At 63.8% G+C, this 26,702-nt stretch carries 28 protein-coding genes and 1 tRNA gene; 19 read left to right on the top strand and 10 right to left on the bottom strand.

The genetic code is table 11. The features are described 5' to 3' along the window. Nucleotides 1–267: 267 nt before the first annotated feature. The 8 genes from HSR6_RS02485 (at nucleotide 268) to HSR6_RS11445 (ending at nucleotide 6,896) form a co-directional block, all read left to right on the top strand. A complete protein-coding gene (locus tag HSR6_RS02485) occupies nucleotides 268–918 on the top strand; it encodes a helix-turn-helix domain-containing protein (protein ID WP_071932700.1) in 651 nt (216 codons plus the stop codon). A gap of 128 nt (nucleotides 919–1,046) precedes the next feature. Next, the gene (locus HSR6_RS02480) at nucleotides 1,047–1,310 is read left to right on the top strand and encodes a 4Fe-4S ferredoxin N-terminal domain-containing protein (protein WP_070364463.1); all 264 of its coding nucleotides are present in this window, start codon (nucleotides 1,047–1,049) and stop codon (nucleotides 1,308–1,310) included. A 27-nt stretch (nucleotides 1,311–1,337) separates the two neighbouring features. Then, nucleotides 1,338–1,586 (top strand): 4Fe-4S ferredoxin N-terminal domain-containing protein, encoded by a 249-nt coding sequence (locus HSR6_RS02475; protein ID WP_083258796.1) that lies wholly within the window; start codon nucleotides 1,338–1,340, stop codon nucleotides 1,584–1,586. Beyond that, the gene (locus tag HSR6_RS02470) at nucleotides 1,583–4,054 is read left to right on the top strand and encodes a molybdopterin-containing oxidoreductase family protein (RefSeq protein ID WP_071932699.1); all 2,472 of its coding nucleotides are present in this window, start codon (nucleotides 1,583–1,585) and stop codon (nucleotides 4,052–4,054) included. The genes HSR6_RS02475 and HSR6_RS02470 overlap by 4 nt, the downstream gene beginning before the upstream one ends. Then, nucleotides 4,051–4,809, top strand: coding sequence for a sulfate reduction electron transfer complex DsrMKJOP subunit DsrO (gene dsrO, locus HSR6_RS02465; protein ID WP_070364461.1), 759 nt, complete (start codon nucleotides 4,051–4,053; stop codon nucleotides 4,807–4,809). Before HSR6_RS02470 ends, dsrO begins: the two co-directional genes overlap by 4 nt. Continuing rightward, on the top strand, nucleotides 4,809–6,116 hold the full coding sequence (gene nrfD, locus HSR6_RS02460) for an NrfD/PsrC family molybdoenzyme membrane anchor subunit (protein WP_070364460.1): 1,308 nt from the start codon (nucleotides 4,809–4,811) through the stop codon (nucleotides 6,114–6,116). The genes dsrO and nrfD overlap by 1 nt, the downstream gene beginning before the upstream one ends. Further along, nucleotides 6,116–6,661: a TorD/DmsD family molecular chaperone gene (locus HSR6_RS02455; RefSeq protein ID WP_071932698.1), complete on the top strand. Its 546-nt coding sequence runs from the start codon at nucleotides 6,116–6,118 to the stop codon at nucleotides 6,659–6,661. The genes nrfD and HSR6_RS02455 overlap by 1 nt, the downstream gene beginning before the upstream one ends. Nucleotides 6,662–6,692: 31 nt before the next feature. Next, nucleotides 6,693–6,896 (top strand): DUF7560 family zinc ribbon protein, encoded by a 204-nt coding sequence (locus HSR6_RS11445; RefSeq protein ID WP_449271675.1) that lies wholly within the window; start codon nucleotides 6,693–6,695, stop codon nucleotides 6,894–6,896. On the opposite strand, the gene HSR6_RS02450 is transcribed toward HSR6_RS11445, so the two are convergent. Beyond that, nucleotides 6,885–9,188, bottom strand: a complete 2,304-nt coding sequence (locus HSR6_RS02450) for a hypothetical protein (RefSeq protein WP_071932697.1) — start codon at nucleotides 9,186–9,188, stop codon at nucleotides 6,885–6,887. The genes HSR6_RS11445 and HSR6_RS02450 overlap by 12 nt on opposite strands. A 63-nt stretch (nucleotides 9,189–9,251) precedes the next feature. Between HSR6_RS02450 and HSR6_RS02445 the strand changes: the two genes are divergently transcribed. Further along, the gene (locus HSR6_RS02445) at nucleotides 9,252–9,761 is read left to right on the top strand and encodes a macro domain-containing protein (RefSeq protein ID WP_071932696.1); all 510 of its coding nucleotides are present in this window, start codon (nucleotides 9,252–9,254) and stop codon (nucleotides 9,759–9,761) included. Nucleotides 9,762–10,150: 389 nt separating this feature from the next. Here HSR6_RS02445 and HSR6_RS02440 read toward each other — a convergent pair. The 3 genes from HSR6_RS02440 to HSR6_RS02430 form a co-directional block, all read right to left on the bottom strand. Continuing rightward, a tRNA-Val gene (locus HSR6_RS02440) sits at nucleotides 10,151–10,225 on the bottom strand. A gap of 49 nt (nucleotides 10,226–10,274) precedes the next feature. Next, the gene (locus HSR6_RS02435) at nucleotides 10,275–10,805 is read right to left on the bottom strand and encodes a cob(I)yrinic acid a,c-diamide adenosyltransferase (RefSeq protein ID WP_070364456.1); all 531 of its coding nucleotides are present in this window, start codon (nucleotides 10,803–10,805) and stop codon (nucleotides 10,275–10,277) included. Continuing rightward, a complete protein-coding gene (locus tag HSR6_RS02430; protein ID WP_070364455.1) occupies nucleotides 10,802–11,041 on the bottom strand; it encodes a glutaredoxin family protein in 240 nt (79 codons plus the stop codon). The genes HSR6_RS02435 and HSR6_RS02430 overlap by 4 nt, the downstream gene beginning before the upstream one ends. A 113-nt stretch (nucleotides 11,042–11,154) precedes the next feature. Between HSR6_RS02430 and HSR6_RS11070 the strand changes: the two genes are divergently transcribed. Then, entirely contained in the window at nucleotides 11,155–11,322 is a 168-nt protein-coding gene (locus HSR6_RS11070; RefSeq protein ID WP_198400427.1) for a DUF7838 family putative zinc beta-ribbon protein, read from the top strand. 40 nt (nucleotides 11,323–11,362) lie between these two features. Next, on the top strand, nucleotides 11,363–11,734 hold the full coding sequence (locus HSR6_RS02425; RefSeq protein WP_070364454.1) for a winged helix-turn-helix transcriptional regulator: 372 nt from the start codon (nucleotides 11,363–11,365) through the stop codon (nucleotides 11,732–11,734). Here the strand turns inward: HSR6_RS02425 and gcvPB are convergent. The 4 genes from gcvPB to gcvT are packed head-to-tail and all read right to left on the bottom strand — an operon-like array spanning nucleotide 11,731 to nucleotide 15,972. After that, nucleotides 11,731–13,164 (bottom strand): aminomethyl-transferring glycine dehydrogenase subunit GcvPB, encoded by a 1,434-nt coding sequence (gene gcvPB / locus HSR6_RS02420; protein WP_071932695.1) that lies wholly within the window; start codon nucleotides 13,162–13,164, stop codon nucleotides 11,731–11,733. The genes HSR6_RS02425 and gcvPB overlap by 4 nt on opposite strands. Further along, complete coding sequence (gene gcvPA, locus HSR6_RS02415; protein WP_071932694.1) at nucleotides 13,164–14,483, bottom strand: aminomethyl-transferring glycine dehydrogenase subunit GcvPA; 1,320 nt, start codon at nucleotides 14,481–14,483, stop codon at nucleotides 13,164–13,166. Before gcvPA ends, gcvPB begins: the two co-directional genes overlap by 1 nt. Then, on the bottom strand, nucleotides 14,483–14,857 hold the full coding sequence (gene gcvH, locus HSR6_RS02410) for a glycine cleavage system protein GcvH (RefSeq protein ID WP_070364451.1): 375 nt from the start codon (nucleotides 14,855–14,857) through the stop codon (nucleotides 14,483–14,485). Before gcvH ends, gcvPA begins: the two co-directional genes overlap by 1 nt. Next, complete coding sequence (gcvT, locus tag HSR6_RS02405; protein WP_070364450.1) at nucleotides 14,854–15,972, bottom strand: glycine cleavage system aminomethyltransferase GcvT; 1,119 nt, start codon at nucleotides 15,970–15,972, stop codon at nucleotides 14,854–14,856. The genes gcvH and gcvT overlap by 4 nt, the downstream gene beginning before the upstream one ends. Before the next feature lie 120 nt (nucleotides 15,973–16,092). On the opposite strand from gcvT, the gene HSR6_RS02400 reads away from it, so the two are divergent. Both HSR6_RS02400 and HSR6_RS02395 read left to right on the top strand, forming a co-directional pair. Then, nucleotides 16,093–16,533 (top strand): NYN domain-containing protein, encoded by a 441-nt coding sequence (locus HSR6_RS02400; protein ID WP_070364449.1) that lies wholly within the window; start codon nucleotides 16,093–16,095, stop codon nucleotides 16,531–16,533. 37 nt (nucleotides 16,534–16,570) lie between these two features. Beyond that, nucleotides 16,571–17,419, top strand: coding sequence for a TatD family hydrolase (locus tag HSR6_RS02395; RefSeq protein ID WP_071932693.1), 849 nt, complete (start codon nucleotides 16,571–16,573; stop codon nucleotides 17,417–17,419). Here the strand turns inward: HSR6_RS02395 and HSR6_RS10765 are convergent. After that, on the bottom strand, nucleotides 17,416–17,964 hold the full coding sequence (locus HSR6_RS10765) for a SagB/ThcOx family dehydrogenase (protein WP_083426082.1): 549 nt from the start codon (nucleotides 17,962–17,964) through the stop codon (nucleotides 17,416–17,418). The two genes, HSR6_RS02395 and HSR6_RS10765, sit on opposite strands and share 4 nt — an antisense overlap. 174 nt (nucleotides 17,965–18,138) lie before the next feature. On the opposite strand from HSR6_RS10765, the gene HSR6_RS02385 reads away from it, so the two are divergent. The 3 genes from HSR6_RS02385 to hmgB all read left to right on the top strand — a co-directional run bounded on the left by HSR6_RS02385 (nucleotide 18,139) and on the right by hmgB (nucleotide 21,544). Next, nucleotides 18,139–18,720 (top strand): DUF2150 family protein, encoded by a 582-nt coding sequence (locus HSR6_RS02385; protein WP_070364446.1) that lies wholly within the window; start codon nucleotides 18,139–18,141, stop codon nucleotides 18,718–18,720. A gap of 78 nt (nucleotides 18,721–18,798) precedes the next feature. Continuing rightward, nucleotides 18,799–20,046, top strand: a complete 1,248-nt coding sequence (locus tag HSR6_RS02380; RefSeq protein ID WP_071932691.1) for a hypothetical protein — start codon at nucleotides 18,799–18,801, stop codon at nucleotides 20,044–20,046. Between the two features lie 160 nt (nucleotides 20,047–20,206). Beyond that, on the top strand, nucleotides 20,207–21,544 hold the full coding sequence (hmgB, locus tag HSR6_RS02375) for a hydroxymethylglutaryl-CoA synthase (RefSeq protein WP_071932690.1): 1,338 nt from the start codon (nucleotides 20,207–20,209) through the stop codon (nucleotides 21,542–21,544). Here hmgB and HSR6_RS02370 read toward each other — a convergent pair whose 3' ends face one another. Then, entirely contained in the window at nucleotides 21,545–22,249 is a 705-nt protein-coding gene (locus tag HSR6_RS02370) for a helix-turn-helix domain-containing protein (protein WP_071932689.1), read from the bottom strand. A gap of 97 nt (nucleotides 22,250–22,346) precedes the next feature. Here HSR6_RS02370 and HSR6_RS02365 point away from each other — a divergent pair, with 97 nt between their 5' ends. Genes HSR6_RS02365 through HSR6_RS02355 form a run of 3 tightly spaced genes read left to right on the top strand, consistent with a single transcriptional unit; the run spans nucleotide 22,347 to nucleotide 26,702 of the window. Beyond that, nucleotides 22,347–22,898, top strand: a complete 552-nt coding sequence (locus tag HSR6_RS02365; RefSeq protein WP_070364442.1) for a GNAT family N-acetyltransferase — start codon at nucleotides 22,347–22,349, stop codon at nucleotides 22,896–22,898. A gap of 25 nt (nucleotides 22,899–22,923) precedes the next feature. Beyond that, entirely contained in the window at nucleotides 22,924–24,366 is a 1,443-nt protein-coding gene (locus HSR6_RS02360; RefSeq protein ID WP_070364441.1) for a replication factor C large subunit, read from the top strand. A gap of 59 nt (nucleotides 24,367–24,425) precedes the next feature. Continuing rightward, a complete protein-coding gene (locus HSR6_RS02355) occupies nucleotides 24,426–26,702 on the top strand; it encodes an NADP-dependent malic enzyme (RefSeq protein WP_071932688.1) in 2,277 nt (758 codons plus the stop codon).

The raw sequence follows: 26,702 nt of genomic DNA, 5'->3' as shown, positions 1-26,702 counted from the left end.
CCAGTGTTCAAAAATGTCCCCCAGGTGCATCCACAAGTGTGACAGTCCATCGAATTTTCCCCTACTAACTCAAACTCTGGAACCTGTCAATCGCCACCAGATAGCTACCAATCAGATTCTAAATATTATAACCCATCAGTATAACCCGCTGACTGGGAGCGGTTATGGAGTTATTAAGCGATACTGATAACAATGGAGTGACTTTTCGTTGTCAAGCCCCTCGTTTGAAGTACCGACCGTCGAGCCAGCAGCCAAGCGAAAATACTCATGCCAGAGACAGCCGGCGACACCGATCAACCCGTGGACTGTGACCCGCCGACCGCTCAGACACGGGATCGACGACAGCTCTTCGTCGAGTTAGAGGTATCGATGGCCGAGTCCTGTCCGGCTCGGGACCTTCCAGAATCGGTCACGGCAGTCAACGTGATTCGTGACCACCTGGGCCAGTGTCACTGCGACATCCGCGGGGAGGCAAACGAGGACCCGGTTCACGTGACAGAACAGGTCTCCCGCACGTGTGCGTGTTCGATCTTTGCGGCCCACGGCTGTGTGCCAAAGATCGAACCGACGGCAGGCGACCGCTCGCGGATCACCACCTATCTCCCGAATCGGACGGTCCTGGGCGAGTTGATCGAGGACCTGCGCGAGAACGCCCGAAGCGTGAGTCTGCTTCGCATCGTGGACTGCTCGCAAGCGGATAGCGAAGACGGACTCACCTTCGACCTCACCGATCTGAGTGAAACCCAGCGGGACACCCTCGAACTCGCGGTCACCGAAGGCTACTACGACGATCCACGGGGTATCTCGCTGGCCGAACTGGCCGAGAAACTCGGCGTGAGTAAATCCGGCGTGTCCCGACGTCTCTCCCGCATCGAGGCGACCATCCTGACGAACATCGTCTCGAAGACCTTGGGATAAGTTCTCAATCCGAGAAGCTGACCTGTAGTTGTAGCAATCTTTTATTTATTGCCCCGTATATAAACTCGCAACTATTGAGGAGAATCTGGTTGGACCCTTCCCGAATAGAGTAACCTGGGTCATGAACTGTGAGCGGTCCACCAAATCTCGAGGACGCCCCGCTCCTCCCGGATGGAACGGACTGGGAGGACCGCATCAAAGCGATTCTGGACGGGGACGACCAGGAACCGGAAGTCGTGGCACTCGGCCAGGAGATGGCCCGGGATGCACTCCGGGTCTCGAAGGGCGAGCTCAGCGATGACGCGTTCAACGCGAAGTATCGGACGAAAGTCAGGCAGGTCTTCGGCAGCGACGCGGCGGAGTTCGGACCGAACGAGACAGACGAGACGTGACGACCTATCGACCAAATATCAAATACTATGAATACACAAACCGATCCACCGGGAACCGATCCCGCAGACGACACCGCATTCGAGTTGAACCAGGACGAAGCGACGAAGATCCTCGAGGGGAGTGATTTCGACACGGAACTCGGCCGCGAACTGGCCCGGGACGCGATCGCAGTCGCGAACGGTGACCTGGACGAAGCGACCTTCCACGACCGCCATCACGAGGCCGTCATCGACGAGTTCGGCGTCGACGAGCGACCGACAGGTGATGGGCAATGAGCGAGAATCCCGCCGAGACGAACGTCTCGCGGCGGACCGTCCTCCGTTCGACGGGGGCGGCTGCCGCGGCGCTCGGTATCGGTGGTGGCGGACTCGTCTCCCTGAGCGAGGCGGCCGATGATGAATCTGGTGTCTTCACCGATTACGTCGGCGAGGACGAGGTCATCCCGAACTCCTGTGCCCCGAACTGCCGGGGTCGCTGCCCGATCGAGGTCCACGTCAGGGACGGTCGCGTGCAGAAGACGGAGCCGGGGATCCCGGAGAACCGGGAGTACAAACGCGGGTGCACGCTCGGGCTCTCACATGCCCAGCGCATCTACAACCCGACCCGGCTCAAGTATCCGATGAAGCGCACCGGCTGGTCCGCGGACGACCCGAACGTCGACGGGCGGGGTGAGGACGCCGAGTTCGAGCGCATCTCCTGGGACGAGGCACTCACCATTATGGCAGACCAGATGGAGGCTGCCAAAGCGGAGTACGGCTCCGAAAGTGTCTATTTCGAGTCCGGCTCCGGTGATTACGGGACCGCCAGTGACCACCAGGCCCGACTCGCCTCGCTTTTCGGTGGGACACGGATGGACTGGTCCATCGACATCAACGTCGGCCAGGGCTTCCGGCGGGTCGGCGGCGCTGGGTGGTTCAACGTGCCGACCAACCAGGCCTCCGATCTGAAGAACGCCAATACGATCATCGCCTGGGGCGGGGACATCTTCGCGAGTCGGCTCCAGCAGGACTCCTCGAAGATGCTGGACGCCATCGAGAACGGCGGCAAACTGGTCGTCGTCGACCCCGTCTACACCGGGACGGCCGCAAAAGCCGACCTGTGGCTCCCGGTCAAGCCGGGCAAAGACGTTCACCTGGCCCTCGGGATGATTCATCACATCTTCGAGAACGAACTCTACGACGCGGCCTTTCTCCGCAAGCGCACGCTCGGACCCGCACTCGTCGGCCCCGACGGCACCCTGCTGAAAGCCGCCGATGTCCTCCCGGGCAGTGACGAGGACAAGCCAGTCGCCTACAATACGGAAACCGAGCGTGTCGAGATTCTGGAGCCCGAGACCGAGGGCGCCTATGCACTCACCGGCGAGTTCTCGGTCGGCGAAACGACCGGCCGAGTCGCGCTCGACGCACTCGAAGAAGAGGCGGCGAACTACGTCCCGGAAGACATCGAAGAGACGGTCGGCGTCGAAGCGGGGAACATCCGCAAAGCTGCCGATTGGCTCGCGACCCGCGGGCCTGGCGGGGTCGTTCCTGGCCTCGGCGTGGACCGGTACAAGTACGGCCACATCTTCGGCCAGGCATACGCGGTCCTCGTCGCGCTGACCGGAGACTACGGTCGCAGCGGCTCGTTCCAGGGCGGGTATTTCAACGGTGCCGCCGCGGACTTCGGCGATTACAGCGCCCCGGAGGGCAGCCCCGGCTACGAGTTCATCCGCCAGACGAAGATCCTCACCGGGATGGAATCGGGCGATCCGTTCCAGATCAAGGTCCTGTTCGCCCAGGAGTCGAACTTCATCGCGAACCAGCTCCCGGACAGACAGCGGTGGCTCGAGGCCGTCAAGAATCTCGACCTCATCGCGGTCTCGGACATGCACCACACGCCGACGACCCAGCACGCGGACCTCATCCTGCCCGCGGCCCACTGGTTCGAGAAGGTGGGCGCGACGTCACCGAGCACGCATCCCCACGTCATGTACCGGGAGAAGGCCCACGACCCACTCTGGGAAGCGCGCTCTGACTTCTGGATCAACAGCCGGCTGGCGAGGAAACTCGGGTTCGGCGAGTACTTCCACGACACGAAGCCCGAGGAGCTCGAATCGATGCTCGAGGCCGACGAACACGTCGATTACGAGACACTCAAGTCCCAGGGCACGGTCGAAAAGCCGGTCCCCGTGGTGAAGTACACCGGCGAGTTCAACACGGACTCCGGTCGCCTCGAGATCTACGACGAGGACGCCCCCAGTGAGGAAGGGATCTCCCTGGAGGTCCCCCGACCCGTGGAGAGTCGAACGGCAGAAGACTGGGAGGGGGCGGACGAGTACCCGCTCACCTTCATGCAGAAACACTCGAAGTGGCGCATTCACTCCCAGTTCGAGTACCAGCCCTGGCTCCGGGAGCTCAACCCGGAACCCCAGCTGGACATCAACCCGAAAGACGCCGCCGAGCGCGGCATCGAACACGGGCAGTACGTCCGTGTTCACAACGAACGCGGCGAAATGGTCGTCCGGGCGAAGGTCAACGATGCGATCCAGCCAGGTCTGGTGAACACCGATCAGGGCTGGTACACCGACGACTTCGTGCGGGGCCACCACAACGACCTGACGCACACGGACGTGAGTCCCGTGACCGGGAACTTCGCGTTCTACGACGTCCGCGTCGAGGTCGAGCCCGCACCGGATGACATCGAGACGAACATGTACACCGAGAATCCGACGGGGGTCCCCGAACGCACGGGTGATCGCCAATGACACGATACGGACTGGTCATCGACCAGGAGCGCTGCATCGGCTGTCAGGCCTGTGCAGTGACCTGCAAGCAAGAGAACAACGTCGGCCTCGGCCAGTTCTGGAACCGGGTTCTCACCGAAGGTGGGGACCACCTGGACACGCCGGAGGGAGGCTACCCGGAGCACGGCCAGGATGGCACCCTCAGCATGAATTATCAGCCGACGGCGTGCCAGCACTGTGAGAACGCTCCCTGTGTCAAGGTCTGTCCGGTCAACGCGACGTACATCCGCGAGGACGGAATCGTCGAGATCGACTACGACAAGTGTATCGGCTGTCGCTACTGCATGGCGGCCTGCCCGTACAACGCGCGGGTCTTCAACTGGGACGAACCGGAACACGTCCCCAAAGAGGGGACTGGCGATGTCGAAGCCCGCCCACAGGGAGTCGTCGAGAAGTGTACGTTCTGTTCCCACCGCGTCGAGGAGGGCCTCGATCCGGCCTGTGTCGTCAACTGTCCCTCCGACGCACGGATCTTCGGGGACCTGGAGGACCCCAACAGCACCGTCTCGAAGTACATCAAGAAGTACGACACTCACCAGCTCCTGGAGGATCGGGAGACCGACCCGAGCACGTACTACATCAAAGGCGAGATGAGTCCGGGTCGCCCCCAGATCTCGGACAAGATGGAGTCGGAACTGAGCCCGGCCGAACGCGAAGAAGCGGGTCTCAGACCCACCCCGCACGTGCCGGAATCGGCCGCTGGAGGTGACGACTGATGGCCGCTGACACCAGCGCCGACCGGGGCGGCATCCTCGCCGTCGACAGCTTCGGCACGCTTGGCAAGGTCTGGCTTGGATTCCTCGGGCTCCTGATCCTCGGTGGCGCAGTGGCCTGGTTCCAGCAGATCCAGCTGGGTCTGGCAGCCACCGGCATGCGAAACGTGTTCTCCTGGGGTCTGTACATTATGCTGTTCGTGCTCTTCGTTGGTCTCTCTGCGGGCGGATTGATCATCTCCAGCGCGCCGAAGTTCTTCCACTCCGATAAGTACGAGAGTCTGGCGCGGTTCGGCGTGCTGTTGAGCCTGGGCTGTATCGCGGTGGCCGGTCTGATGATCCTCCCCGACCTCGGTCGGCCGGGCCGGATCTACCAGTTCATCACGTCGCCGGACGTCCGGTCGCCGATGGTCTGGGACTTCACGATCGTCCTCCTGTACGGCCTGTTCAACGTCGGGTACCTGTGGCTGTTGACCCGCCGTGACCTCGCAGCCCGCGGCTCCTCGCTGGCACTGGGCGTCAAAGACACCATCGCCGGGCGCAAGCGCGATCGAAAGCTGGCGTTCTGGAGCGCGGCGTTCGCGTTGCCCCTGGCGGTGATGCTGCACTCGGTCACGGGCTGGATCTTCGCGACCCAGATGGGTCGTGGTGACTGGTTCAGTCCGCTCGTCGCGCCGACCTTCATCGCGAAGGCTCTCGTTTCCGGGCTCGGCCTGCTCCTCGTGGCTGCAATCGCTGCGGATCGGCTCACGAACTTCGAGTTCGACGCGGAGCTCCGAACCCGGCTGGGCAAGTTCCTCGGCGTGTTTCTCGCGATCCACGTCGTCTACCTGCTGGCGGCCGAGCGGCTCCCCCACGCGTGGGCCTCGAACTTCGAGTTCTGGGCCATCACGAGCGGGTTCCTGATCGGCGACACGTCCTACTTCTGGCTCTGGACGGTCGTCGGCGGCGCGATCCCGATCGCCCTGCTGGCGATCCCGTCGCTGCGAAAGCAGGCCTGGGCCGTGCTCGTGGCTGGGGGCCTCGCCGTGTTTGGCGTGGTCTTCGAAGGTGTCCGCTTGATCTTCGTGGGCTATGAGAGCGTGAACATCTCGCTCGCACCCGGTGTGTCCGTCGGTGATTACGGTGGCCTGGGCTCGACCGTCTGGGCAGTCACTGGCGTGTACACCCCCACACTGATCGAAATCGTCGTCGCTGCGGGGTTGATGGCCTTCGGTGCGCTCATCGTGACGCTTGGGCTCAGGATCGTTCCGGTCCAGTCACAATCCGTGCGTGAGCCGACCATGACAGATGGAGGGACCGAGAAGTGATGGCCGCCACGTCACCACCGACTGACCCAACATCGACGCCGGTCGACGAACAGTACGCCGTGCTCGCGGCCTGCTGGCGACATCCCGACGAGGGTGTCATGGATGCGATCGACGCGGGCCTGTTCGCGGACGAACTCCCCGAGCGGCCGGCAGGACAGGCCCTCTCGGTCGAGTACTCCCGACTGTTCGATGGGCCGGGGGACCACCCATGTCCCCCCTACGAGAGTGTCTACCGTGACGCCGAACCGGATCAGGAGTTCGGACTCGTGATGGGGACCTCGACGGGGTCGGTCGAGGAGTACTACGCGGCGCACGGCCTCACCGCGGACGCCTACGCCGAGTTGCCGGATCACGTCGCAGTCGAGCTGGAGTTCGCCGGACTCCTGAGCGCCCAGGACGAGGCAGCTTTCGACGACTTCGCCGAGGAACACCTCCGGACCTGGCTGCCGTCGTTCACGGAACGAGTCGAGGAAGCGACCCGAGAGCCGTTTTACGCCGCAGTGGCGTCGGCGACTCGGGAGTTGATCAGGGCCGACTCGGACTGAAACCCGGTCAATCCCCCGTCTGTAAACACCGATGAATCACGAGACAGCTACAGAAACAACGCCGATGTTCACCCCCTTTCGAGTCGTCTGCCCCGGGTGTGGGCTGACGGTACTCGTGGATGCGAAGGTCCGAGGGGAGTTACTCGCGGGCGGCTGTATTCGCTGTCAGCGGGACCTGATCGCGGACGACTTTCGCGCGAAGCCACGGCCCGTGCCCGAGCGATCATCGGTGTAGCGACCGAGTCAGGGTAAACACCAACAACGCGATCAGGAACGCACCGATGAACCCCTCGATGTCGGCCAGCAGCCGGATTGCCACGGGATTTACTTCTGCGCCGCCGAGGACCAGTGACGTGAACGATTCCAGGCTGAGCAACAGCGACCCGACGAACCCGCCATAGATCTCCGAGTAGCCGGGGCGCTGGGAACCCAACCACCAGTAGAGCCCGGTAAATCCCAGCACCGATCCGACAGCCGTGCCCAGAACTCGTCGCGGCCGTTCGCCATACCCCGAGATCAGATCGAAGGACGCGTTCCAGAACCAGTCCCCCAGAGCTTTGAGCCGACTCACCGGTGTTTCGGCGTCGAGCAAGTGCTGTCGATGGCGTTTTCGCCGTGCTCGCAATTCGTTGATGAAGAAGTTGGCCGCCGCAATGCTGTCGCCGACGTCGTCGGCCCCCTTCCGGGCCATGATATAGGTCGTTTCGATCTGGGGAATTTCGGGCGTGATATCAGTTCCTGAGCCGAGTTCGCGAGCGAACGCAGCAGCCAGGGCGTCGGTCGAGTCAGAAATCGTCGATGGCTCTCCAGTCCCCGTCGCGCTCGCGACCTGCTGCAGCTCCGTGTGGGCCGACGGCAGAAGCGATTCTAGTACGGTCTCTCGCCCTTCGAGTTCACGTGCCAGGAGCGTGAGAACCCCGACACGGTATCGCTCACGAGCGTACAGTGCTGGTCCAAGGAGGTCTGCCGACTCCGGCCCGTTCCTGGCGAGCCGTCGTATCTGGCCCTCGGACAGCTCCGAAAGGACCTGCTCGGCGAGCGACTCTATCTCTGGACCCTCCGATTCTTCAGCCAGCCACCTCCGGGTCTCGGCTTGGACTCGACAAATGGTTCCAATATCGATCGCCAGTTCGAGCGCCGTGGGATATTCACGGGCCACCGCGATCTGGGATTTCACGTGCTCGGGCACCCGATGCAGGGACCAGTCCTTCTGGGCGAAGTCCTCACGACTCTCGCTGAACTGAAAGCGGTCGAAGGTCGTTCGATCGAACCAGAAGTAGTTCGCGACCGACTCGCCGTCCCCCGAGAGTGTCACCTCCCCAAGTGTTGCCTCCGCGAGGTCGTAATAGACAGGTCCCTCCGCCTGGGGTTGGTCGAGTCGGCCGCGCTTGACCTCGCTTTGCCCCAAATTGACGACTGGCGGTCCGAGACCGCCGATCCGGGGGGCGATGTCGAGGCGGCCGAAGGTCCCACCGGAGAAGTCGAGGAACTGCCCGACGACGGGATCGGTACCGAACCGCTCTCGGCCCACGAATTTGAACGACCCACCGACAAAGGCATTCGAAAAGTCGAGGCCGCCGTGGAACTGGGCTTCCTGAAGTTCGGTTCCGTCTTCGACGCCGAAGTAGACCCCTTCCTCGATGGTCGCGTCGGTGGCGTCGAACCGGCCGCCGATATCCATGTCGTACCCGATCAGATGGCCATCACAGAAGGCACTCTGAATGCTCACCCCGCCAGTCGTCGTCAGCCCACGAAACTGGAGTCCTGGATACTCGCTGTCGGGGTCAGAACCAGTCACGTCGAGTTTGTCAGCCCGGACCTCGGACACGGTGGCTTCTTTGAGGGAAAATCGGCCGACAAAGCTGGTGTTTTCGGCCCGAATCGCTCCCTCGGAGCCCCCAAAGGCGAAGTCGAATCGGCCGTCGATGGTAGCCTGGTCGAGATTTACTGCGCCCTGAATCTGAGATTGGCGGAAATTGAGGTGACCCCCGATGTCGCTCTTCGAGAGGTCAACGGCTCCTTGCACGGTGCAGTTCGAACCTTGGATGCCACCAACAATCTGCAGCCTCGTCGCCGAAAGTTGCCCCACCGTAGCCGAATCGAGTCTGATCGGGACTGGCAACTCGGATTCGTCCAGGTACAAGCCGTCGATGTTCGAGCCCCGAAGATCAAGCGGGTATGTTCCATCAGCCGAGAGTCGGCGGCGGCGAAGATCGATTTGCCCCACATCGAGACCGAGACAGCGTGTAACCGCTTTTCGTGGTTCTTCGGGGTAGGCAGCACTGATTCGCTCGGTCGGATCGACAGTCCCTTCGATGGCGCCGACGATTTCACGCGTAACGGCTTCGTCTGCGGCCGCCGGATCGTGAATCACACACCGTTCGGATTCCCGGTCAGCCCGGACAATCCGTGGACAGCGCCAGACACCGTCCTCGTCGGTTGGGAGCGTTGAGGCCCCCGAATTGCCATCGGCGGCCCGGGAGAGCCGGTCCGAAAGAACAAGCGAGAAGGAACATCGATTGGGCATGGGCCACCGATTCTGGGGCCTGGTACTTCTATATTGTCGCCGAACGGTACCCCACACCAGAGAATGCAGTTTTCAGTCGTCCAGGGCGACATCGCGGCCCAGGAAGCAGACGCATTGGTGAATGCAGCCGGGACGAGTCTCCGGATGGGCAGCGGTGTCGCTGGCGCACTCAGACGGGAAGCAAACGGCCCGATCAACGAGGAAGCCATCTCGAAGGGGCCGGTCGAGCTGGGTGCAGTGGCCGTGACAGACGCCTACGACCTCGATGCCGGGTACGTAATCCACGCCGCGGCGATGCCCCACTACGGAGACGGTCGTGCGACTCCCCAGAGCATTCGTGAGGCGACGCGAAACGCCCTCGAAGCCGCCGACGAACTGGGGTGTGAAACACTCGTGCTCCCCGTTCTTGGTACCGGGGCGGCTGGCTTCGACTTCGAACGCGGCGCGGAACTCGTCTGTGGAGAAGTCTGGTCCTACGAGCCCACGTCGCTGAGAGAGGTTCGTGTGATCGCCTACTCGGAGCGGGACTATCGAAGGGTCGAGGAGATCGCGGATCGTCTTCGATCACCGTAACACGTCGAAACGGGCCATGCGGGCAGGCGGACCTGATTTTTCCCGGAGCGCGAAGCGCTCGGGCAAAAACCCCCGAAGGGGGTGACGAAGGCTTTTGGTCTGCTCACGAAGCGAAGCTTCGTGGCAGTGCCAGACCGCTCTGCGGTCTGGCTTGCAGTCAGAAGCAGCGCTTCTGACGACATCCAGCAGGAGCTTTGCTCCTGCGCGACAGATTCAGCAAGCCGAGCGGAGCGAGGCGCAGCAAACGGTGGATGGGTCGGGGCGGATTCGAACCGAAATCACTTCGCTCGCAAGCTCGCTCGTGATAGGGCTCGAATCCGCTGATCCCTTTACGAGCAATCACACGTCTCGGGACACAAGCGTCCCTCGCCGGTGTGAGTTGCGAAGAATGGGTCGGGGCGGATTCGAACCGCCGGCCTGCTCCGTGTGAAGGAGCCGTCATAGCCTGACTAGACCACCGACCCGCTGACTTGCTCTAGTGACAGGACGCTCTTAAGCGTTGTCGATTCGGGTTCAATAGGTGGGGTGGACCTCGTCCACACCGTCCCGCTTGTTCGCCAGCCGCGCCGTCACGAAGAGCAGATCCGAAAGTCGGTTGAGGTACACGAGCGGTGCCTGTTCGACGTCCTCGGCCTCGGTCAAAGCCATAACCTGCCGTTCAGCCCGTCGACAGACTGTCCTGGCGTGATGTAACCGCGATCCGGCCGCTCCGCCCCCGGGAAGAATGAACTCCTGCTGGGGCTCGAGTTCCGCTTCGATGTCGTCGATCCACGACTCCAATGTCTGGACGTGCGAATCGTCGATCGCCGGTTCGCCTCCTGTTTCGGGGTTCGCGAGCACGGCCTGCAGAATGTGTAGCTGGTTCTGTACCCTTTCCAGGCGCTCGTCGATATCAGCGTAACCGGTTGGGCGTACCATCCCGACCAGGGCGTTGAGTTCGTCGACCGTCCCGTAGGCTTGCACCCGCAAATTGGTCTTTGCCACTCGTGACCCGTCGAAGAGATCGGTTTGTCCCTCGTCACCCCGCCCGGTGTAGACCGTCATGCAAGCGTCGTCTCGACGTACTCGATGATCCGGTCCGTGTTGGCCATGACGACCGAACGGTCGTCGTCCTCGAGTACGGGAACCCCACGCTGCTCACTCACCGCCTTGACCTCGTCCCGCTCGGAGAACAGGGCATCAACCCAGTGGACCTCGTACTCGATCTCGTTTGCGTCGAGGGTCTCCATGACCCGTTCACAGGCGGGACAGCCGTCGAGTGCGTATAGCGTAATCGTCATACTCTCCAGAAGGCCCTACCCGGGTAAATGTGTTCGGCACCCGGTCCGGGTCGCGGGTTCGACCCGCAGGAAATCAGTATTTTCAATGTGGCGGGGCACACAGAGTCGGTACGATGGAGATCGAACACTACTGTCCGGAGTGTGGCGAAGAGCGGTCGTTCTCGCTCATGGCGAGCAACCAGATGCACCTCGGCAAGAAGACGAAGTGGTGGTGTGAGGAGTGTGGCTACGAGATGGTCCTGATCGGCGAAGACGTCGACACCGCGAGCGCCCAGGCCTGAAACTCCCCTCTCTTAAGTACGGGCCGGTCGTTGCTGTGGTATGAGCGAGCGCGGGATTGCCGTCGCGTGTGAGGGCGAGGACTGGTGTCCGATCCAGGCGACTGCCATTCTCTTCTGCAAGAAGTGGCACCCGGTCGTCGTGCATCGACTACTGGTCCACGGCCCGCTGGGATTCAACGCGCTCCAGGCCGAGGCCGGCGGGATCTCGAGCAAGGTACTCTCCGATACCCTCGATGAACTAGAGACCTACGGGATCGTCGAGCGAAACGTCGTCTCGGAGAAACCCGTCCGGGTCGAGTACGCACCGACCGACCGCGGAGCGGCACTCGAACCGATGTTGCAAGCGATGCGTGAGTGGGGCGAAGAACACCTTCTAGAGCCCGCCGATGCGGACGACCCGGTGGAGCCCTAGTTCTCGTCGAGGGCCTGCCAGGAGAGCCGCGGGTTGCGTGCGGCGTCCGCCTGGTCGATCCGGCGGGCCGTCGTCCGATGGGGTGCACTCGAGAGTGCCTCCTCGTCGGAACGCTTCGCCGCCTTGAACGCCTCCGCGAGGAGGTCGAGTGTCTCTTTACTCTCGCCCTCGGTCGGTTCGGTCATCAGGGCCTGCGAGACGATCTCCGGCCACTTTGTCGTCGGTGGGTGGACGCCGAAGTCAAGCATCCGCTTTGCCATGTCCGAGGCGTCCAGGTCGCCGGCACTGGCCACGAACTCGTGGTGGAACGGCTCGAAGGGAATGTCCAGGTCGATCTGAGTCGCCAGGTAGTTGGCGTTGAGCACGGCGTTCGCGCTCGTCGCGCACAGCCCCTCGTCGCCCAGGCGGGCGATGTAGGCCATGGCCTTGATCAGGACCAGCCAGTTCCCCTGGTAGTTGTGAACTTTGCCGATAGTCTGTGCCGGCTCGAACAGTTCGTAGCCCTCGCCGCCGTCCTGCTCGCGAACCTGTGGGGTCGGGAGGAACTCGGTGAGTTCGTCGACGACACCCACGGGGCCGGCCCCCGGACCGCCGCCACCGTGTGGCGTGGCGAAGGTCTTGTGCACGTTGTAGTGCATGATGTCATAGCCCATGTCGCCCGGTCGGGCCCGGCCGAGGAGCGCGTTGAGGTTCGCCCCGTCGTAGTAGACCAGGCCGCCGGCCTCGTGGACGATTTCGGCGATGTCCTCGATGTCACGCTCGAACAGCCCCAGGGTGTTGGGGTTCGTGAGCATGAACAGCGCGGTGTCGTCCCCGACTGCAGCCTCCAGCGCGTCGAGGTCGACCCGGCCATCCTCGCCGCTCGGAATCTCGACCACGTCGTAGCCGGCCATCGCGGCGCTCGCGGGGTTCGTTCCGTGAGCCGTGTCCGGAACGACGACCTCGCTTCGGTGACCCTCGCCGTTTGCCTCGTGGTAGGCGGCGGCGATGCGGTTGCCGGTGAACTCCCCAGCGGCCCCGGCGGGCGGCTGGAGGGTCACGGCATCCATGCCGCCGATCTCCGCGAGGTACTCCTGGAGGGTGTAGAGCAGTTCCAGGTTCCCCTGGATGGTCTCCCCGGGTCTGTCGGGGTGGACCATCCCGTTGGGGTCCGCCGCCACGTCCTCGGTGAACGGCGGGTTGAACTTCATCGTACAGGAGCCAAGCGGGTAGGGTCCCGTCTCGATGGCGTAGTTCTGCTGGGAGAGCCGGACGTAGTGCCGGGAGAGTTCCGGCTCGGCTGGGGCCGGAAGTTCCAGTGAGTCCCGTGTCAGCTCGTCGGGCAACGGAGTGTCCTCGACGGCCTGCTCGGTTCCGAACTTCTCGGAGAGCAGCGGTTCGTACTCCGGGCCCTCGTCGTCGTGGAAGCGGGCCTGATCGTAGTGTCGCATCAGGCGACCACCTCCTCGACGGCGGCGATTAGATCATCGACTGCGTGTTCGTTGGTTTCGGTCACGGTAAACTGGAGTTCGTGATCGTCGACTGCCTGCACCGCGAAGCCTTCGTCCTCGAGGGCCGCAACGATCTCCGAGGCGGGAGCCTCGGTTCGGGCGACGAACTCGCGGAAGTGATGGCGGTCGTGAATCGGGGCCTCGATTCCCGGCAGGGCATCGAGCTGGGCGGCCAGGTCGCGGGGCAACTCGACCATCTGTTCGGCCAGGTCCACGAGCCCGTCGGGCCCGAGGGAGGCCGCGTGGATGGCAGTTCGGAGCGCGACCCAGGCCTGGTTCGTACAGATGTTACTCGTTGCCCGCTCGCGGCGAATGTGCTGTTCGCGGGTCTGGAGGGTGAGCGTGAACGCCCGCTTGCCGTCCTGGTCCTCGCCGATCCCGATCAGGCGACCGGGAACGTGTCGCAGGTAGTCGTCCCGGGTGGCAAAGATGCCCAGGCCCATGCCGTAGGCGTTTGGCATCCCCAGCACGGCATCACCCACGACCACGTCAGCGCCGAGATCGCCCGGCGCCTCCAGGATGGACATGGCGACTGGGTCGCTCGCCACGGTGAACATGGCGTCGTTCTCGTGGGCGATCTCGCCGATCTCGGCGAGGTGTTCCTCGATAGTTCCGCGGGTGGTCGGGGACTCCGCGTAGACCATCAGGGTGTCCTCGTCGACGGCCGCAGTAAGCGCATCGATGTCCAGGGTGCCGTCTGCGGTCCCGACTCGCTTCACGTGGATGTCGTGACCGGCGACGTAGTTCTCCAGGACCGAAACCCGCTCTTCGCGGACGTACTCGGGGACCAGCACGTCGGTCCCGTCGGCGTCCCGGATGCGGGAGGCCAGCAGGGCAGCCTCGGCCAATCCACTCGCGGCGTCGTACATCGAGGCGTTCGCGACCGGGAGCCCCGTGAGTTCCACGAGGATCGACTGGTACTCGAAGAGTGCCTGCAGGAAGCCCTGGGTGACCTCCGGCTGGTACTGCGTGTAGGAGGTCAGAAACTCCGAGCGCAGGCTGAGGCGGTCGACGACCGAGGGGACGTAGTGATCGTAGTACCCACGACCGAGGAACTCGGTCATGTCGTCGTTGTTCCCGAGCATGTCCGAGACCATATTGAGGACCGCCGGCTCGGACCGGGACTCGATGTCGAACTCACCGTCGAACCGGACCGGCTCCGGAATGTCGAACAGCTCCTCGACGTCTGATACCCCGACCGCGTCCAGCATCTCCGACGTGTCCGTCTCGGTATTTGGCGCGTACGGACTTCCTGACATTACAGCTGGGACTCGTATTCTTCGGGTGTCAGAAGCGATTCGACCTCGTCTGTGGAGTCGAGATCGAGCTCGACGAGCCAGCCCTCACCGTACGGATCGTCGTTGAGGAGTTCTGGCTCCCCTTCGAGGGCCTCGTTGACGGCGGTTACCTCGCCGCTGACCGGCGCGTAAATGTCGGAGACGGCCTTGATACTCTCTACGACGCCGAGTTCGTCGTCGGTCTCGAGGTGATCACCGACGCCGGGGAACTCGACGAAGACGATGTCGCCAAGTTCGTCCTGGGCGTAATCGGTGATCCCGATCTTGCCGGTCTCGGGGTCGACCCACTCGTGCGATTCGGTGTAGTACAGGTTCTCGGGTATGTCAAAGCTCATTGGTTTTCTCCTATGAACGGGGGTGTTCGAACGACTGCTCGCTTTCCTTCGTCCCGAATTGATATAAATACTGTCTCGCCGTCCTCGGCCCGACCTTCGTCAACGTATCCCAGCCCGATCGGCTCCCGCAGCGTGGGACTCATCGTCCCACTGGTCACCGCACCGATCTCCGCACCGTCCTCGTCGGTGATCGAGTAGCCGTGTCGGGGGACGCCGCGTTCCTCCAAGACGAACCCGGTAAACACCTGCTCGACACCGGACTCCTGCTGGGCCGCGAGTGCGTCGCGACCAACGAAGTCGGTGTCGAGGTCGACGGCGAAGCCGATCCCGGCTTCGAGGGGCGTTCGCGGGTTCTCCTCGGGGTTGAAGTCCTGGCCCGAGAGCAAGAGTCCGTACTCGAGTCGGAGCGTGTCCCGGGCTCCGAGCCCACAGGGCTGACAGTCGAAGGCCGCCCAGACGGGCTCCATTTCGTCCATCGGGACGACGATCTCGTAGCCGTCCTCGCCGGTGTACCCGGTTCGGGCGACCCAGGCCGGCACCTCGGCGATTGTCATCGCTTCGGCGCTGAACCGGCCGAGGTCCCGGGCCGCCTCGCCGGCCGCTGCGGCAACCAGATCTTCGGCGTCCGGTCCCTGGACGGCGACGATGCCGTACTCGTCGGTCTGGTTCGTTACGTCGGCGTCGAGATCCCATTGCTCGCGATGGGCGGTCCATCGCTCGTGCATCTGGGCGTCGTGGCCGGCATTCGGGATGAAGAGGTAATCGGCACCGGCTCCAGGGGTCCCCTCGGGAAGGGAGTCCGGGAGTCGGTAGACTACCGTGTCATCGATGATGATGCCCTCCTCGTCGGTGATGGCCGCGTACTGGGCCTCGCCCGGTTCGAGGGCGGCAACGTCGTTGGTCGTCAATCGATTCATCAACTCGGTCGCGTCTGGCCCCGTGACCGTGATCTCTCCCATATGCGAGACGTCGAAGATCCCGGCAGCCGTCCTGACGGCCTCGTGTTCTTCGTTGATCGAGTCGAACTCGACCGGCATCTCCCAGCCGCCGAAATCGGTAAACGACGCGCCTCGCGTTTCGTGAACCGCGTGAAGCGGTGGCGTCCGCAGGGCCATGAGGTAAACTCACAGGCGCCGGCAATTAATGCCTTCCTATATACTGGAAGGTTGCTGGAAGATGGAGCCGGTGAGCGGGCGATCAGAGCCCATATATTCGTGTCCCGCCCACGAGCGGGTATGGGATGGCTCTCCAGCCGACTCGGGTCGACGGCCCGGGTCGGGCTGTTCGTCGACGGTCCGAACGTCCTCCGTGAGGAGTTCGACGTGGACCTCGACGAACTCCGCGAGACCGCCGGCGAACGCGGCGCACTGGGGATTACACGGCTCTACCTCGACCAGAAGGCCCCATCCGGCCTGATTCAGGCCGGCGAGGCTCACGGGTTCGACGTGCGCGTCACCAGCGGCGACGTGGACGTAAAACTGGCCGTCGATGCCACGGCAGCGATACACGACGCTGATCTAGACGTGCTCGCGATCGCCTCCCGGGACACCGACTTCAAACCCGTGATCGAGTTGGCCAACCGCGCCGGCATCGCCACGCTCGCGATCGCACCCGGCACTCACGGGCGATCCGATGCGCTCGTCTCGGCCGCGACCGAAGCCGTCGTCCTCGACTGACCAGCACGATTTTCCCGTCCCGTACCCAGGAGCCGATATGCGCGATCTGGGGACCCCAGTGCTCGACGACCACCTCCATCTCGACCGGGCGGGAAAGGGCATCGAAGCCGTGAAAGACTTCGTTCGGAGCGGCGGGACCCATCTCCTCGTCTGTAACAAGCCGTCCTGGCACCTCGATGTTGAACCGGAGACTGGTGCAGACTTCCGGCCCGTCTTCGAGACGACCCGTTCGCTGGTGGCCGAAGCAAGCGAGGTGCTGCCGGGGCGCGCCTGGCCCGTCCTCGGCGTCCACCCGGCACTCATCTCCCGGCTGATCGACGACCGCGGGCTGGCCGTCTCGGAGGCTCGTGACCTCATGATGGCCGGAATCGACGTGGCCGGTGAGCTGGCTGCCTCGGGGGATGCCGTCGCGATCAAGTCGGGCCGACCGCACTACGACGTCGAGCCGGCGGTCTGGGACGCCTCGAACGCGGTGCTCAAACACGCCCTGGAGGTCGCCGCCGACGCTGACGTGGCCGTCCAGCTCCACACCGAAGAGACCGAAGACCTCACGGCGGTCGCCGACTGGGCCACCGATCGGGGGCTCGAACCGAAACGGGTCGTCAAACACTACAGCAGCGGCCGGCTCACGGGCGTGACACCGAGCGTGATGAGCCAGCAATCCTACCTGGAAAAAGCCGTGGCGGCCGGCGAGCCGTTCCTCATGGAGACAGACTACGTTGATGACCCCGATCGACCGGGGATGGTCATGGGGCCGAAGACCGTCCCGCGCCGGGTGAACTGGTTGCTCGAACAGGGCCACGAGGAGGCTGTCGAACGCGCCCACGTCGAGACGCCGCGCTCAGTCTATGGAATCGACACGCGGGCGACCCTCGACCGGGATTAATCCGCCCGCTGGCCGATCGGGTAGATCGCGAGCGGCCGCTCGTCCTCGAAACCCATGACATCGGCGACCGCTGTGTCCTCGAAGCCGCCCACCGAGACCGTCGCGAGCCCGAGTGATTCGACTTGCAGGTGGATGTTCTCCCCGACGTGACCGGCTTCCATCGGGACGTAGAGTTCGCCCGCTCGGGCCCCGTATTCCCGGGCCGTCCGCTCTTCGACACCGGCGATAAGTAGTGCCACTGGGGCCTCCTCGACCCACGCCTGGTCGTAGGACGCGGCTCGAAGCTCGGTCTGAACCGGTTCGCTCCCGACCTGCACGAGGCTGTGTGACGCGGGCCGATACCGATAGATCCCTGCATCGAGTTCGGGAACGCCATCCCTCGCAACGAGACAGAATACTTCGAGGGGGTAGGTCGCACCCGCACTCGGAGCCGCGCGGTGGCCGTCCGCGTCGGTCTCGCCTTGCGCGGCCCAGAGCAGCTGAGAAACGTCGCCAAGCTCAATCGGCCCGGACTGGAACTCCCGCCGTGAGCGGCGCGCGGCGATTCGACCGACTGGGAGCCCGCAGTCTGGGGTGCGGGGAGCTCGATTACCGCCTCAGGACTGGGCGCTGTCTCGGTCATAGGGCCGCGTTCGGCGGCCACCACATAAGCCCCGGCGTTCGAGCACAGCTCGGTGGCGAAGGAAAGGCCTTAATCCGGGGCGCTCTCCAGTCCGGGTATGAGTGCCCCCGACGCGGAGTTCTACTCCGAAGAACGCTGGGAGAACTGGCTGGATCGCCTGCGCGAAGAAGACATCGACCCGGAGGACGAGGAGTCCGCCCGACTCCTCCTGAACCTCCAGGACGACGTGGCGATCGCGGTCGCGAAGATCCTGACCGCCTACACCGACGAGGAGATCGATGGCGAGCAGACGTTGAGCGAACTCGCGGAGATCCGCGATGTCGTCCTCTCGGACCCGGAGATCGAGAACGAGGACACCCTCATGCTCGTCGACGGCGTCCAGACCAGTCTGGTCGCGGTCTTCTACAGCGCCGAGCGCTTCGTCGCCGAGGGGCCAGTCGAGGACGGAACGGTCGAGGAGCACATCCGCCACGCCGCCGCGGCGGAGGGCGAGGAGGATCTGGACGCGGCCCTGGGCCATGCCTCCGCGGCCGGCACCCAGTTGATCGACGGCGACTCGCTGGACATCGGTGTCACCGAGGAGATCGAGTACGGCCTCGTGACCGAGTGGGTCAACGGGCTGGATTCGCTCCGCGAGGCCCTGGCCGATCCGGAAGTCATCGAACCGGACGAGGAGTAGGCCCGTCGCGGGGCACGGGCGAATCGGGTTGTGCTGACGTACATCTAAATACGCGGGGGCCCTTTGTTCGGCCAACCAATGCGCGATGGGCTCGATTTCGGCGACGACCGGGGCGTTTCAGCAGTCATCGGGTTCATCTTCATCTTCGCGATTTTGATGATTCTGCTGTCGGTCAATCAGGCCCAGGTCGTGCCGGCGGAGAACGAGCAGATCGAGTACCAGCACTTCGAGGACGTTCGAAACGACCTGGTGGACCTTCGGAGCGCGATCTCGACGGCGGGCCAGAACGACGTCTCACAGTTCCCGACGGTGAAACTCGGGACCGCGTATCCGCCACGCGTACTCGCGGTAAACCCACCACCGGCCTCGGGCACACTGCAGACCAGTGAGGCCTACAACATCACGATCACGGACGAGACGGGGACGACCGAGCGAATTCCGACTCGCTTCCTGGAGTACCAGCCGGGGTACCACGAGTTCCAGTCGGGACCGACCTGGTACGAGAACTCGGTGTTGTACCTCGATGAGAGCCAGCGGGGCGGAATCGTCATTATCGAAGAGCAGAACCTCGTCACCGACGACAACACCGTCCGGATCACGGCCCTCCAGAACGACTTCCGGCGGAGTGGCACAGGTCGTGTGACCGTCGAACTCTACCCTACCCAGGCGGGCGATCTCTCTGCGTTGACAGGCGAACTGGAGATCGCGATTCCCACACAACTCTCGGGGGACACGTACTGGAATGACGCCTTCGACGATGACGTGACGGTCGACCCAACGGTGACGCCCGATTGGTACGAATCAGGCGTTCACGCGCTGAATCTGACGGTCGAGAAGGATAATTTGAAGATCAACACCGTGGGGATTCAGGAGGAGCCTGAAGCAGGTGGTGTGAAGGAGAACGTGGGAACTGGTGCAACGACGCCACCTTCCCAAGGCGATCAAACAACCTATCTCACAAATACCGGGGATACAACGATTGGCGACGGTCAGAAGACGATCGAATTTAGCCTCAGAAACAACGGCGATTCTCCAGCCACTATCACCCAAATCTCTGTCGACAGCACTACTGCAAACGCCGATTCCATTGACAACGGTGACGGATATGAGTTTGAGGGAGCAGGTGGTAATTTGAATACGCCCATCTCAATCGGAGGGCCATCTTATTCATTAGATGAAAGTGCAACTATTACTGATGGGGCCACCGAGACGTTTACGCTTGGGGAGTTCGAGGCCAAGGGAAACATGAAAGGAGAAAGTGTGACTTTAACATTGTACTTCGCCGACGGCAGTGACCAACAATTTACTATTGACATTCCAAAATAAAATTGATGAGGAAATTAGCCGGCTATTTGTAGGCAATAACTTCTGCCAGAAGGTGGGCTACAAATTTTGGTGGGCGTTTTTCTCTAATACCGATATTCAACAATCGTCGAACTCCCTATCGACAGTACCATAAGCCATCCCGAAGTATCGCCGCCAACCCATGACTGCAGTCGGCATCGACGGCATCGAGATCTGGTCGGGGAAACTCAGTCTGGACCTCCCCGAGGAGTTTGCACCCGTGATGGACGACGACCCGGAGAAGTACACCAAGGGGCTGGGCCTCTTCCAGAGTTCCTTCCCGGATGCCTACGAGGACATCGTCACCATGGCCGCGAACGCGGCCTATCGACTGATCGAACGCAAGGACATCGATCCCGCCGACGTCGGCCGGATCGACGTCGCCACCGAGAGCGCCTTCGACAAGTCAAAGCCGGTCTCGACCTACGTCGCCGGCGCGCTGGAGCGGGTCCTCGACGGGGAGTTCCGCCACGCGAACAAGGGCGAGCGGAAGTTCGCCTGCATCTCCGGCACACAGGCGCTCAACGACGCGATGAACTGGATCGCCGCCGGGCGGAATCGGGGCCGCGGAGCCATCGTCATCGCCACTGACACCGCACTCTACGAACGGGGCGACCCCGGCGAGGCCACCCAGGGGGCCGGCGCGGTCGCGATGTACGTCACCGAAGACCCGTCGATCGTCGAACTCTCGATGGAGCAGGGCTTTGGCTCGGTCGACGAGACTGACTTCCTCAAGCCCAACCAGCAGTTCCCCAGTGTGGACGGCAAGCGCTCCATGCAGGTCTATCTCGCCCGGATGCGGGAGGCGCTGGAGGACTTCGAGTCCGTGACGGGGAAGAGCCACCCCGAGGACTACCGATTCATTCCCTTCCACACGCCGTTCCCGAACATGGTCCGAAAGGCCGCGGTGCTCGGCTACCGGCACATGATCCGGGATACCGACATCGAAGACGAGCTGGCCGCCGAGATCGGACGCCAGCCACGGCCCGAGGAGTACGAGGACGATGAAGCTTTCTCCGAGGACATCCAGGCCTACATGGACGCCCTCTCGGAGACCGAGGCCTACCGCGAGTGGTACGAGCGAACCATCGAACCCACGCTGGACATCTCCAGCCGAGTCGGGAACTGGTATACGAGTTCGGTGCACCTCGCCCGTCTGAGCGCGTTGATCTACGCGAAGCGGGAGGGCATCGACCTCGCGGGGGAGACCCTGCTCGTCGGGTCCTACGGCAGCGGGGCTCAGGCCGAGATCCACGAGGAGCGAGTCGTCGAGGGCTGGGAATCCGAGATCGACGGCGACAGCGTCGACGAGCTGCTCGCCGCCCGCCACCCGATCACCTTCGAGGAGTACGAGCGGGTCCACGACCAGCACAACCACGCGAAGGAGAAGACCCTCGAACCCTTCACGGCCCCCGAGGGCGAGTTCGTCTTCGACGGCTGGGGCCCGATGAACGAGCGCCAGTACACGTTCATCGAGTGATCAGGGAAACTCGCGAAGGCGGGCCCGGAGTGTCTCGGGTTCGAGTGGCGTGACAGCGAGCGAGACGCCGTCCCGTCGCGCCAGATCGGGGGCGTGTTCCCAGAGGTCCGATTCTTCGATCCCACACAGGAGCACCGCGTTCGGTTTCGGATTGACAACGCGCAGTGCCACCAGCGGCGATTCCCCCCGGGTGACGTTCGTAAATCCCAGGACGCGGTTCGTCGACTGGCCATAGAGCCGGTAGAACTCCTCGGAAGGGAGCTCGGCGATCGCCCGGATGCTGTCGATGACGGTGTGCCCGCTGATCGCGGAGCGATCGCCCGCGGCGACTTCCGTGGCCCCAATGTGGTCGTAAAACTGGGCGAGCGGGACCGAGCGCGAGTACTCGCGCAGGTCCAGTACCACATCGCTGTCGAAGCCGGCAGAGAGGACCCGGGCGAACTGGCGGGCGTGTTCGCCCCCGCGGCGCTCGTCGATAGCCAAAAGCGCCCGAACGAACCGGGCCACCAGATCTGCGCCGGGGCTGGCCCGGCGCCCGCTCTCGTAATCGGAGACGACGGAGGGAGAGACCTCGAGCTCGCGAGCCAGATCGGTCTGGGAGACCTCGAAGTCGGTTCGCCACTTGCGAAGGGTTTCGCCCGGTTCGTCGCTGAGTGTCACCTCGCCCGCGATTCGCTCTGCGAGGCCCGTCCGCGGGTCGTCCATGAACTCCGGTTGCGAGCCGTTGCCGAAAAGGGTATCGACAGGTGCCGAACTCCGAGCGAAGCGGTACCCTCACCTGGGTGGCCGGTCGAGTGTGGCTATGGCGAGAGCGTACCGACCGGACGACGCCGACGCCCTCTGGGAACTCAAGCGCGGCTTCGAACTCGGGCTCGGCTCGGGAACGGGAGACGGGTCGAAAGCCGAGCGGTATCAGGCGAAACTCGATGCCGAGTACCGGCGGAGCTACCTCGACTGGGTTGATCGGTGTATGGAGGAGGAATCCCGGGCCGTCCAGGTGACCGAGCGCGAGGGGGACGTGGTGGGCTATGTCTTCGTCCTCCCCGAGACGATGGCACACATCTGGGACGGGGCAGTGCTGAACGAGATTTACGTCGAACCAGCCCATCGCGGGACCGACGTCGCCGACGAGTTGATGGCCGCGGCCATCGCGGTCGCCCAGTCACAAGCCCTCCCGCTCGATCGATTCCTGCTCGACGTCGACCAGTCGAACGAGCGGGCCCACTCACTCTACGAAAACTACGGCTTCGAGCACTGGGGCGAAATGATGGCACGGGAGTTGTCTCCGAAAAGCCGTGAGGCCGCGGGAGAGGGCCGGCACCCACCTGGTGGGGAATCGACCCGGAACCGATAAACGCGGGACCCAGCAATAAGAAATAATGGCGGATTGGACCGAACGGTATCGGCCGACGACCCTCGGCGAGGTCCGCGGGAACGACTCGGCCCGCGACGAGTTCGAGGAGTGGGCCGACACCTGGCCGGACCACCGCGAGGCGGTCATCCTGCATGGCTCACCGGGCATCGGCAAGACCTCCGCAGCCCACGCGCTGGCCGCGGACAAGGGCTGGGACGCCGTCGAGCTCAACGCGAGCGACCAGCGAACTGGGGACATCATCGACCACGTGGCCGGGGAAGCCGCCCGCACCGGCACGCTCGGGGGCGGCACGGGTGGTCGCAAACTCATCATCCTCGACGAGGCCGACAACCTCCATGGGACCGTCGACCGGGGCGGAACGGGAGCGATCACACGACTGGTCAAAGACGCCACCCAGCCGGTCGTGCTCATCGCAAACGAGTTCTACGACATGTCCCGGGGCCTACGAAACGCCTGCCGGGACATCGAGTTTCGGGACGTCTCGAAGCGCTCGATCCTGCCCGTGCTGCGTGACATCTGCCGTCGTGAGGACGTGACCTACGAGGACACAGCCCTGGAGGCCATCGCGGAGAAGAACGATGGGGACCTGCGCTCGGCCATCAACGACCTGCAGGCTTTAGCCGAGGAGAATCAGCTCCTCACGGCCGAAGACGTGGTCACGGGCGATCGGGACTCGACGGCGGATATCTTCCCGTTCCTCGATGTCGTCCTCAAGGAAGGCGATGCCGAAACGGCGCTCAAGACCGGCTACGACGTGGACGAGACCCCCGACGACCTGATCCACTGGATCGAGGACAACATGCCCAAGGATTACGAGGGGGCAGAACTGGCCCGGGCCTACGACGCGCTCGCGACCGGCGACCGATGGCTGGGTCGGGTTCGGGCAACCCAGGACTACAGCTACTGGCGGTACGTGAGCGACAACGCCGTCGCAGGGGTGGCCGCCGCCCGGGAGGGGACGAAAGGCGGCTGGACACGCTACGGCCCGCCGAGTTACTGGTCGAAGCTCGGTCGCTCGCGGGGCACGCGGGAGACCCGCGACTACGTGGCCCGAAAGATCGCGGAAGTCGCCGGGTTGAGCATGGGGACGGCCCGGCGAGCGGTCCTCCCCTATCTCGCGGCGATGACCCATCACTGCAAGAACCGGGAACTGACCGTCGCCATGGCCGCAGCCTACGAGCTAGACGAGTCACACGTCGCCTTCGTCACGGGGAGCGGCGAGGACACCAACAAGGTCCAGTCGATCGTCGAGGACGCTCGCTCGCTCCGGGAGGAAGCCGCCGTCGAGCATTCGGGTGGGGCCTTTGCGGGGAGCCACGGGTCCCAGTCCGAAGGGATCGAAACGGAGCCAGCACAAGGGGCCGAGGAACCGAGCGAATCCGAGTCGGCTGCGGAAGACGAAGAGGAAGAGGAGGACTCTCAGTCCGGCCTGGACGACTTCTTTTGATCGGGATCGACCGCCGCTGAGCGGGTAGACTTTTGCTGCCGGGGCCGGGTTGGGAGCACATGGGACTCGACGAGGACGCTTTGGAGTATCACGCCCGGGACCCGCCGGGGAAAATCTCGATAGCGACGACGAAGCCGACGAACACCCAGCGAGATCTGAGCCTGGCATACTCGCCAGGAGTGGCCGCCCCCTGCGAGGAGATCGCGGCCGACCCGACCGACGCCTACACCTACACCGCCAAGAGCAACCTGGTGGGGGTCATCTCGAACGGCAGTGCAGTACTCGGGCTGGGGGACATCGGGGCCGACGCGGCCAAACCAGTCATGGAGGGGAAAGGGGTGCTCTTCAAGCGCTTTGCGGACATCGACGTCTTCGACGTGGAACTCGATCTCGACGATCCGGACACCCTGGTTCAGACGGTCCTCGCGATGGAGCCGACCTTCGGTGGCATCAACCTGGAGGACATCAAGGCCCCAGACTGCTTCGAGATCGAGGAGCGGCTCCGTGAGCAGATGGACATCCCTGTTTTTCACGACGACCAGCACGGGACGGCGATCATCACCGGGGCGGGCCTCCTGAACGGGGCCGAAATTCTGGACAAAGAGCTGGACGCCCTCGAGGTAGTGATCTCCGGAGCCGGAGCGAGTGCCATCGCGACCGCCCGCTTTTACACGGCACTGGGGGTCCCACGCGAGAACGTCACCATGTGTGACTCGACGGGCATCATCACCCAGGAGCGCGTCGACGCTGGGGACGTAAACGAGTACAAGGCCGCGTTTGCGCAGGACCGGCCCGCGGGCGACCTCGCAGACGCCATGGCGGGAGCTGATGTCTTCGTCGGCCTCTCGGTCGGCGGGATCGTCTCCCCGGAGATGGTCCGATCGATGGCCCCGAACCCGATGGTCTTCGCCATGGCGAATCCCGACCCCGAAATCGGCTACGAGGACGCCAAGACGGCCCGCGAGGACACGGTGATCGCGGCCACCGGCCGATCGGACTTCCCGAACCAGATCAACAACGTCCTCGGGTTCCCCTTCATCTTCCGGGGGGCGCTGGACGTGCGCGCGACCCAGATCAACGAGGCGATGAAAGTGGCTGCCGCCGAGGCACTGGCGACCCTCGCCCGGGAGGACGTCCCTGACGAGGTCGTCCAGGCCTACGGCGACCAGCCGCTCCAGTTCGGCCCCGAATACGTGATTCCGAAACCGCTTGACCCACGAGTCCTCCTCCGGGTCGCACCCGCCGTGGCCGAGGCGGCCATGGAGACGGAGGTGGCCCGTCGGGAGATCACTGATCTCGACGCGTATCGCGAGTCACTCGAAGCCCGGCTGGGCAAGTCCCGCGAGATGATGCGGATCATCTACAACAAGGCCATGGCCGACCCGAAGCGGATCGCCCTCGCGGAGGGCGGGGACGAGAAGACGATCAGAGCGGCCAACCAGATGGCCGATGCGGGCATCGCCGAGCCAGTGCTCATCGGGGAGACGACGGCGATCGACCGCCAGATCGACGAGCTAGGCATCGAGTACGAGCCCGAGATTCTGGACCCCCAGCAGGCGGACCTCTCCGATCAGGCAACGTTCCTCTACGAACACCGACAGCGAAAGGGGATGACCCGCAACGAGGCCCAGGAACTCGTCAGACGGGACCCGAACTACCTGGCGAGCGTGCTCGTCGAGCGAGGGGAGGTCGATGCCATGCTCACCGGGCTGACCTACCACTATCCCTCCGCGCTCCGGCCGCCCCTCCAGGTGATCGGTACGGCCCCGGAGGCGGATTTCGCGGCCGGGGTCTACATGCTCACCTTCCAGAACCGGGTGGTGTTCGTGGCCGACGCGACGGTCAACCGCGATCCCTCGGCCGCGTGTCTGGAGGAGGTGGCCGAACACACCGCCGCGCTGGCCAGAGAATTCAACGTCGAGCCACGGGTGGCGCTGCTCTCCTATTCCGACTTCGGCAGCGTGGACGACGCGGCCACCCAGGTGCCCCGCGAGGCCGCGACGCGACTGCGCGAGCGGGCCGACATCGACTTCCCGGTCGACGGGGAGATGCAGGCCGACACCGCGCTCGTCGAGGACATGCTGTCGGGAACCTACGACTTTTCGGCCCTCGAAAAACCGGCGAACGTCCTGGTCTTTCCGACCCTCGAAGCGGGGAACATCGGTTACAAACTCCTCCAGCGACTGGGCGAGGCCGAAGCCATTGGTCCAATGCTCGTCGGGATGGACAAGCCGGTACACGTCCTCCAGCGCGGGGACTCGGTCGATGACATCGTGAACCTCGCGGCCGTGGCGGTGGTCGACGCGCAGAACGGTCCCTCGACGAGCACTCGCTGA

Source organism: Halodesulfurarchaeum formicicum (genome assembly GCF_001886955.1).
GTDB lineage: Archaea > Halobacteriota > Halobacteria > Halobacteriales > Halobacteriaceae > Halodesulfurarchaeum > Halodesulfurarchaeum formicicum.
The sequence above is the reverse complement of the archived record's forward strand: the minus strand, read 5'-3'. Positions and strand labels throughout refer to the sequence as shown.